This window comes from Myxococcus vastator (genome assembly GCF_010894475.1).
Lineage (GTDB): Bacteria > Myxococcota > Myxococcia > Myxococcales > Myxococcaceae > Myxococcus > Myxococcus vastator.
The window spans coordinates 22,756-29,451 of record NZ_JAAIYB010000051.1; the positions used below are offsets into that span (position 1 = coordinate 22,756).

Genomic DNA, 6,696 nt, shown 5'->3' on the forward strand with positions numbered 1-6,696 from the left:
CCGCGCGGCGCTGGCGTAGGATGCCACCACGACGTGCAGGGCCGACAACACACGAGGAGTGGCACATGAAACGGCATGCCTGGGCGCTGGGCCTGGTGCTCGCATTGGGATGTGGCAAGGACGGCAACCCGACGCCCCCTGACGCGGGCGGCAATCCCGACGGCGGTCCGACCGACACCTCGCCCTTCGCGAAGTTCGTGGTGGATGCCGACGAAGGCCAGTTCGACCCCATCTCCTCCCTCGCCATGGCCGTGGGCCCGCAGGACCGCATCGGCATGGCGTACTTCGTCCGCAACGGGACGATGCGGGAGAACGTGGAGAACATGGACCTGATGTACCGCGAGTTCGACGGCGGGCAGCTCGGCGCGGCGGAGAAAATCGCCACCGTGCAGCGCGTGTACGGCGTGTCCGTGGCCTTCGGGCCGGAAGGTCAGCCGGTGGTGACGTACCTGGGCGGCGACCGGGAAGACCCTTCGTCGTTCTGGTTCCAGAGCGACCTGGCGGTTGCCTATCGCAGTGCCTCCGGCGCGTGGACGGAGCGCATCGTCGTGCGGCAATCGAATGAGGCGCAGCCCGTCAATCCCACGACGGACGTGGGATTCCTGGTGGGGCTCAACCCCGCCATCGTCTTCAACGGCAGCGAGGCGATCGTCGCTTACCGAGATGGGCACAGCGGGCAGTTCGAGCGCCAGGACTTCCAGGCCAGTGACCTGGAGATTGCCAGCGGCGGTCCCTCGAACTGGCAGCGCCGAGTCGCGGTGTCCTCCGGTGATACCAAGCTGGGGTACGGTGGGCACATCTCCATGGTGATGGCGGGGACCCAGCCGGCCCTGGTGCACGACAAGGCGCCAGAGGCCGCGCAGGCCACCGGCACGGATGTGCACTTCCAGCGGCGCAACGCGGATGGCCTCACCTGGACGCCGCCGGTGCGCGTGCAGGCGGTTCCCAATACGCAGCTCGGAGCCTCGCTGGCGCATGACTCGGTCGAGGGGTTCGGCATCGCCGTGCTGAACAGGAACTCGAACGCGCTGACGTACACGGAATGCGCTGACACTTCTGGGACGGCCTGCACGGCCACCGGTGATTGGTCCTCGCCGGACCCCGTGTTCAACAACGGCACGGGCGGCTGGTATCCGTCGCTCGCCTTCGATCCGGTCCACCACGAGCCGTCCATCGCCTTCTACATCTGCGCCGCCGAGTCCGGCCGCAATGACACCAGCTGCAACCCCAATGACGACGCGCTGGTCATCTCCACGCGCATCCAGGGCAACTGGCGGGAGACGCTGGTGGACGCGGGCGGTGGCTGGTCGCCGAAGCTGGCGTATCTCTCCAACGGCAAGCGCGTCGTCCTGTACCGGGCGCCGGTGGTGGCGCAGGACAAGGGCGTGCTGAAGCTCGCGGTGGAGCGATGACGCGCGCAGCCCGCACGCTGGCCGCCGTGGGGTTGTCCGCCCTGATGGCCGGGGCGGGGCTGACCGCGTGCGGCCTCGCGGACAACTCGCTGGCCGGCAGCGTGTCCGAGCTCTTCCCGCTGGAGGTGTCCCGCGTGGAGGTGCTCCGCAACGCGGAGGCCTTCCAGGTCAGCTACTACCGGAACAGCGACCTGGACGTGGACCTGGTCGTCCGGCTCACGGTGTCCACCGAGGGGCTGGACCTGCGTCCCGGGACGAAGGTGGACCTCGCGGGCACCACGCCGTCGGGACAGGCTCGGGCCACCGTGGTGCACCTCAACGCGGGCGAGCCGGCGCGCGTCTTCGGCCCGGTGAACAAGGGGGACCTTCAACTGGAGTCCGGAGGCAACCCGGGCGAGCCCACGCGCGGAGACTTCTCCATGTCCTTCAGCCGGGGTGATGGCTTTGGCGCCGGCCGCAACCTGGAGGGCACCTTCGCCGTGGTGGCGCAGGACGCGACCTTCGGCCCGGACCCGGGCCAGTTGCTCGACGGCGGCGTTCCTCCTCCCGACGCGGGCACGCCTCCCGAATAGGGGAGGGGCCGGAGCGAGTCGGGAGGGTTGCTGTTCGGAAATGTCGGGGGTTTTGTGCCGCGAATGTCCCGACATTTCCGAACAGCGAGCCGCGGGCCTTGTTACCGGGCCACGCAGGTGTTGCTGGCCAGGCCCTGGGACACGGAGGCCTGGGACACGGCGTGCTGGGCGAGCGCCTGCGCGCCACCCTCTTCGTACACGCGGCGGGCCACGGCCAGCGCGTCACGGGCGTGGACCGTCAGCGTGGTGCCGGCGGCGTCCGTCACCGCCACCGCGCCGTCCGTCGCCTCCTGGGCCTGGATGAGCATGGCGCCGGCGTCGTCGCGGACCACCATGCCGTCCTCGAGCGGCTCGAAGTAGCGGACCATCGTCTCCTGGCCCTCGCGCGCCAGCTCCATGCGCATGACGCCCGTCTCCACGTCACGCGACAGGCGCAGCGTGTCGGTGGGGCTCAGCTTGACGATGCGGGTGGTCTCCGGAGCGCCATCGACGCTGGCGACGGGGTTGCTGCCCGTCCAGAACTCGATGCTGTTGATGACGATGGCGTCGATGAACGCGCCCAGCCCGTAGACGGGGATGATGGTGAGCACGAGGAACATCAGCCACTGCACGAACTTGTTGCCGGAGATGTTCTTGTTGAAGTTCCAGATTTTCTGCGTGAGCTGGAACTGACCGAAGCAGCCGGTGGCGTGCATGGACATGAAACCGGCGAACAGCATGGCGAGCCAGGGGGACGGACGCTTCATTCTTTGACGTCTCCTAGAGGAGGGAGGCTTGACTCCCAGTGCGCCGCGAACATGCCACGGCCCGCAGGGCTGTCACGAGCCGCTTCCACACTCCGTCCGCTGGTCGCCAGTCCGACGCGCCCGGACGTAGCGGGCGCCTCAGTCCGTCTCGCTCTGAACGAGTCCGTACTTGTGGAGCAGCGAGTACAGGTGCTTCCGGTCCAGCTCGGCCTCGCGGGCGGCGCGGGCGATGTTGCCCTTGGCGCGGCCCAGGAGCCGGGTGAGGTACTCGCGCTCGAAGGCGCGGATGAGCTCGTCCTTGCAGACCTTGAAGGGGCCGGTGAACTCCACGGGCAGGGAGTCTCCGGCGGCGGCGGGGGGCTCGCGGGTGAACTCGCGCAGCAGGGTGTCCCCGGCCAGCTCCGGGATGTCCACCATGTGCCGGGCGCGCTCCAGGGCGTTGCGCAGCTCACGCACGTTGCCCGGCCAGGTGTGCCCGGTGAACTGCTCGCGAATCTTCTCCGGCAGCCGGGGCCACACGCCTTCGCCCGCGAAGGCATCCACCAGCAGGGGGATGTCCTCCTTGCGGTCCCGGAGCGAGGGCAGGCTGACGGTGAAGACGGAGAGGCGGAAGTAGAGGTCCTCGCGGAAGCGGCCCGCCTGCGTCTCCGCCCACAGGTCCTTCTTGCTGGCGACGATGATGCGTGCATCGAAGGAGATGGGGGTGGAGGCGCCGAGCCGGCGGAACTCCCGGTCCTCGATGGCGCGCAGCAGCTTGGGCTGCAGGTCCAGGGCGAGGTCGTCGATTTCGTCCAGGAAGAGGGTGCCGCCGTTGGCGCGCTCCAGGCAGCCGACGCGCTGGCTCACCGCGCCGGTGAAGGCGCCCTTCTCGTGGCCGAACAGCTCGCTCTCGATGAGGGAGTCGGACACGCTGGCGCAGTCGAAGACGACGAGCGGCCCGCCCGCGCGAGGGCTGAGCTTGTGGGTGGCCTTGGCGGCGGCGCCCTTGCCGGAGCCCGTCTCACCCACGAGCAGCACGGTGGAGTCGGTGGGCGCGATGCGCTGGAGCAGCGCGAAAATCTGCCGCATGGGCAGGCTGCGGCCCACCAGGTCACCCAGCCGGTCCTCCAGGATGGGCTCCACCTGGACAGGGGAGACCTGGGGACTGAAGCGCAGGCGCACGTCACCGACCTCCAGCAGGGCGCCGGGGCGGAGGAAGGCCTCGCGCACCTGGGCACCGTCGAGGAACGTGCCGTTGGTGGAGCCCAGGTCCTGCACGAGGAAGCGGTCCCCCTGGCGGCGCACCACCAGGTGGTTGCGGCTCACGGTGGGGTGGTCGATGACGACGTCGTTGTCCGGGGCCTTGCCCACGCGGAGGGCTTCATTGGCCAGGGGGAAGACGGTGCCGGCGCGCTCGGTGTCCAGCAGGACGAGGTGGAAGAGCTGGGCGGAGAGCCGTTCCCCTTGGGTCCGTGCGCCGATGACGGTGTGCGAGGGGATGGGTGCGGGGGGCAGAGCGGGCATGGCCGGCGGGGATTCTAGACGGCTTCGCGCTCCGTGGTGACTTCCTGTCCCTCAGGACGATGCCCGCCCAGCAGCCGGCCATGCGTGGGCCGGGGCAGGGGGCATCCGGTGCGTGGCCGATGCGGGCGGGCCCTGGCCCCGTGTCACCGCGCGAAGACGCATGGAGGAAGGCGGCCCGCACGGTTTCGACCCGGGCCACTGACGCCGGCGCTCGAACTGGACCGCTATCAGGGGGCGTCGTAGCGGCTTAGGACGCGGGGCAGCGAACCTGGAGGCCTCTGCGATGACGGATGTGCGCCCCGAGGCGAAGCCAGTACAGAGGAACCGTGACGAGTTGATTGATGCGCTGCGACAGCACCTCGCGGGCACCTTTCGCTGGGCTGGCGCGAGCGTGGTGTTGGGGGCGCTGGCGGTGCTCCATGGGTGGCCGTCGTTCCAGCAGGCGCTGGATGCCGGAAGACACAGGTGGCCGTTCAGTGCCCAGCTCCCGGTGTGGGGGGGCCTGCTCATGGTCATCGGCCTGCTCGCCTTCTGGCTGGCGCCTCGTTACACGCGGAGGCTGGTGCGGAGCGTGGAAGCGGATGTGCGGACCTCGATGTTGATGACGGTCGAGCGCAAGGCGCTGCCAGGAGACGACGGGGATGTCTTGTTCGTCGCCACCCTGTACACCCCGAAGCCGCAGCGCGTGGTGCTTCGAAACGTGCACTTTCGCCAGGGGTCCAAGCCGCTGGCGTATCCCTTCGTGGAAGGCGTTTCCCTGGCGCCGGTGCAGGTGTACGGCAGGCCCGGCCTGGGCCCCATCGTCATCGACGCGGGTTGGGCGTTCCTGCTGCCCGCCAACCTGACGTACCCCTGGTACAAATAGGAGCGGCCGCTCCCCGGGTGGGAAGCGGCCGCCGCGGCCCTATCGCGAGGCGTGGCTAGTCCCCGGAGTAGATGCCGATGGTGCCCGGCATCACGGTGCCGTCGCTCAGCGTGGTGCCCTGGAAGGCCACCAGCATCCGGCGCCGCGGGCCGGAGCGGTCCACCTGGATGTCCGGCACGCGCATGCTGGACAGCTCAGGTCCGAACACGGAGAGGCCGTAGTGGGAGACGGAGCCGCCCCGGACCCGGGAGAGGCCGCCGCCCCAGCTATGGCCTGCCCAGATGCTGCCGTTGGCCGGGTCCGCCGCCACGCTGGCCACGTGCGGCGCGGCCAGCTCGTTCTTCAGCGTGCGCACCACCTGGCCGCTGTCGTTCAGCTCCGCGATGCCGTGGCCGAAGGAGCCCACCCAGGCGGAGGTGCCCACGACGGCGATGCCGGAGACCAGGTCATCCGTGCGCTGCTCCGGACGGGAGTAGCGCTCCTCGCCCACCGCGTCCTTCCAGATGTCGATGCGGTTCCACGCGTAGGCCCGGGACTCCGTGCGCGTCTGGCCCTCCCAGAAGTCGTTCCCGACGGTGCCGTAGAAGTAGCGCGTCGTCCGGTTGGCGCCGCCGACCCAGACGTCTCCGTCCGGACGCACGCCCAGGCCCCAGTACGCATCCGTGAGCAGCGCGGGCTGGACCCGCCACTGGCTCCGGTCCTCTCCGTACTGGGCCCGGTCCGCCGTGGGGTTCGTGTAGATGTACGCGTTGATGCCCGGGTGCGAGTGCTCCTCGACGCCCCAGCAGTGGAACTGCCCGTTGCACGTCGGGTCGCCCCGGTAGTCCGCATCGCCGCGGGCGAGGCCGTGGTTGGCGCCAAACCAGACGCTGTTGGTTCTCGCGTCATAGGCGATGCGCCAGATGTTGCAGAGCTTCTCGCGGCCCCGGAGCTCGGCGTCGACAACGTTCGGCCCCGAGAAGATGTCGTAGTGCACGACGTCGAGCGTGCCGTCCGCGCGCAGCGAGACGCGGTCCGCGTCGCCGCTCTTGTAGCGCGCGGGGTCCGGCGCGTTGCTGTCCCAGTTGTTCTCGCAGTGGAGCGCGCCGTCGCCCGGCATGCCCTCGTAGCCGACGAAGACGGTGTCGTTCCACGCGCCCGCGACGGAGATGACCTTGAGGTACTTCGGCCCCGGCGGCGCGCTGCCGTCCGGCATGTAGCCGTACGGGCGCAGGCCCTCCGCCATCGTGTAACGCCGGAAGGTGCGCTCACCCTTCTTCATCACGAAGAGCCCTTCCTCGCCGCCCGCCACCCAGATGTTGCCGGAGGCGTCCGCGCTCACGCCGTGGATGAAGCGGGGGCCGCCCGCCTCGCGGCCGAAGAACTCCCAGTTCGCCGCGGAAGGCGTGGGCAGGGGCACTTCCACGGGGCCCCCGTCCGGCGTGCCTCCGTCGTCCGGCGTGCCACCGTCATCCGGCGTGCCACCGTCATCCGGCTCGCCACCGTCGGGCGTGCCCCCGTCGTCACCCGGTGTCCCCGAATCCGGCGTGCCCGAGTCCGGCGTGCCTGCATCACCTTCCGGGGCTTGGGGGGATTCCGAGGGCGGGACGTCCAGGTCC

Annotated in this window: 6 protein-coding genes; 3 read left to right on the plus strand and 3 right to left on the minus strand. The window is 69.9% G+C overall.

All coding sequences use genetic code 11. The features are described from left to right. Nucleotides 1–65: 65 nt before the first annotated feature. The gene (locus tag G4D87_RS07875; protein ID WP_163780517.1) at nt 66–1,412 is read left to right on the plus strand and encodes a hypothetical protein; all 1,347 of its coding nucleotides are present in this window, start codon (nt 66–68) and stop codon (nt 1,410–1,412) included. After that, entirely contained in the window at nt 1,409–1,984 is a 576-nt protein-coding gene (locus G4D87_RS07880; RefSeq protein WP_163780519.1) for a hypothetical protein, read from the plus strand. The genes G4D87_RS07875 and G4D87_RS07880 overlap by 4 nt, the downstream gene beginning before the upstream one ends. 101 nt (nt 1,985–2,085) lie before the next feature. Here G4D87_RS07880 and G4D87_RS07885 read toward each other — a convergent pair whose 3' ends face one another. After that, nucleotides 2,086–2,730, minus strand: coding sequence for a DUF3332 domain-containing protein (locus tag G4D87_RS07885; RefSeq protein ID WP_163780520.1), 645 nt, complete (start codon nt 2,728–2,730; stop codon nt 2,086–2,088). A 138-nt stretch (nt 2,731–2,868) separates the two neighbouring features. After that, nucleotides 2,869–4,233: a sigma 54-interacting transcriptional regulator gene (locus G4D87_RS07890; protein WP_163780522.1), complete on the minus strand. Its 1,365-nt coding sequence runs from the start codon at nt 4,231–4,233 to the stop codon at nt 2,869–2,871. A gap of 283 nt (nt 4,234–4,516) precedes the next feature. Here G4D87_RS07890 and G4D87_RS07895 point away from each other — a divergent pair, with 283 nt between their 5' ends. Next, nucleotides 4,517–5,098 (plus strand): hypothetical protein, encoded by a 582-nt coding sequence (locus G4D87_RS07895; RefSeq protein WP_163780524.1) that lies wholly within the window; start codon nt 4,517–4,519, stop codon nt 5,096–5,098. A gap of 55 nt (nt 5,099–5,153) precedes the next feature. On the opposite strand, the gene G4D87_RS07900 is transcribed toward G4D87_RS07895, so the two are convergent. Then, a complete protein-coding gene (locus G4D87_RS07900; RefSeq protein WP_371928499.1) occupies nt 5,154–6,692 on the minus strand; it encodes a ligand-binding sensor domain-containing protein in 1,539 nt (512 codons plus the stop codon). Nucleotides 6,693–6,696: the final 4 nt, after the last annotated feature.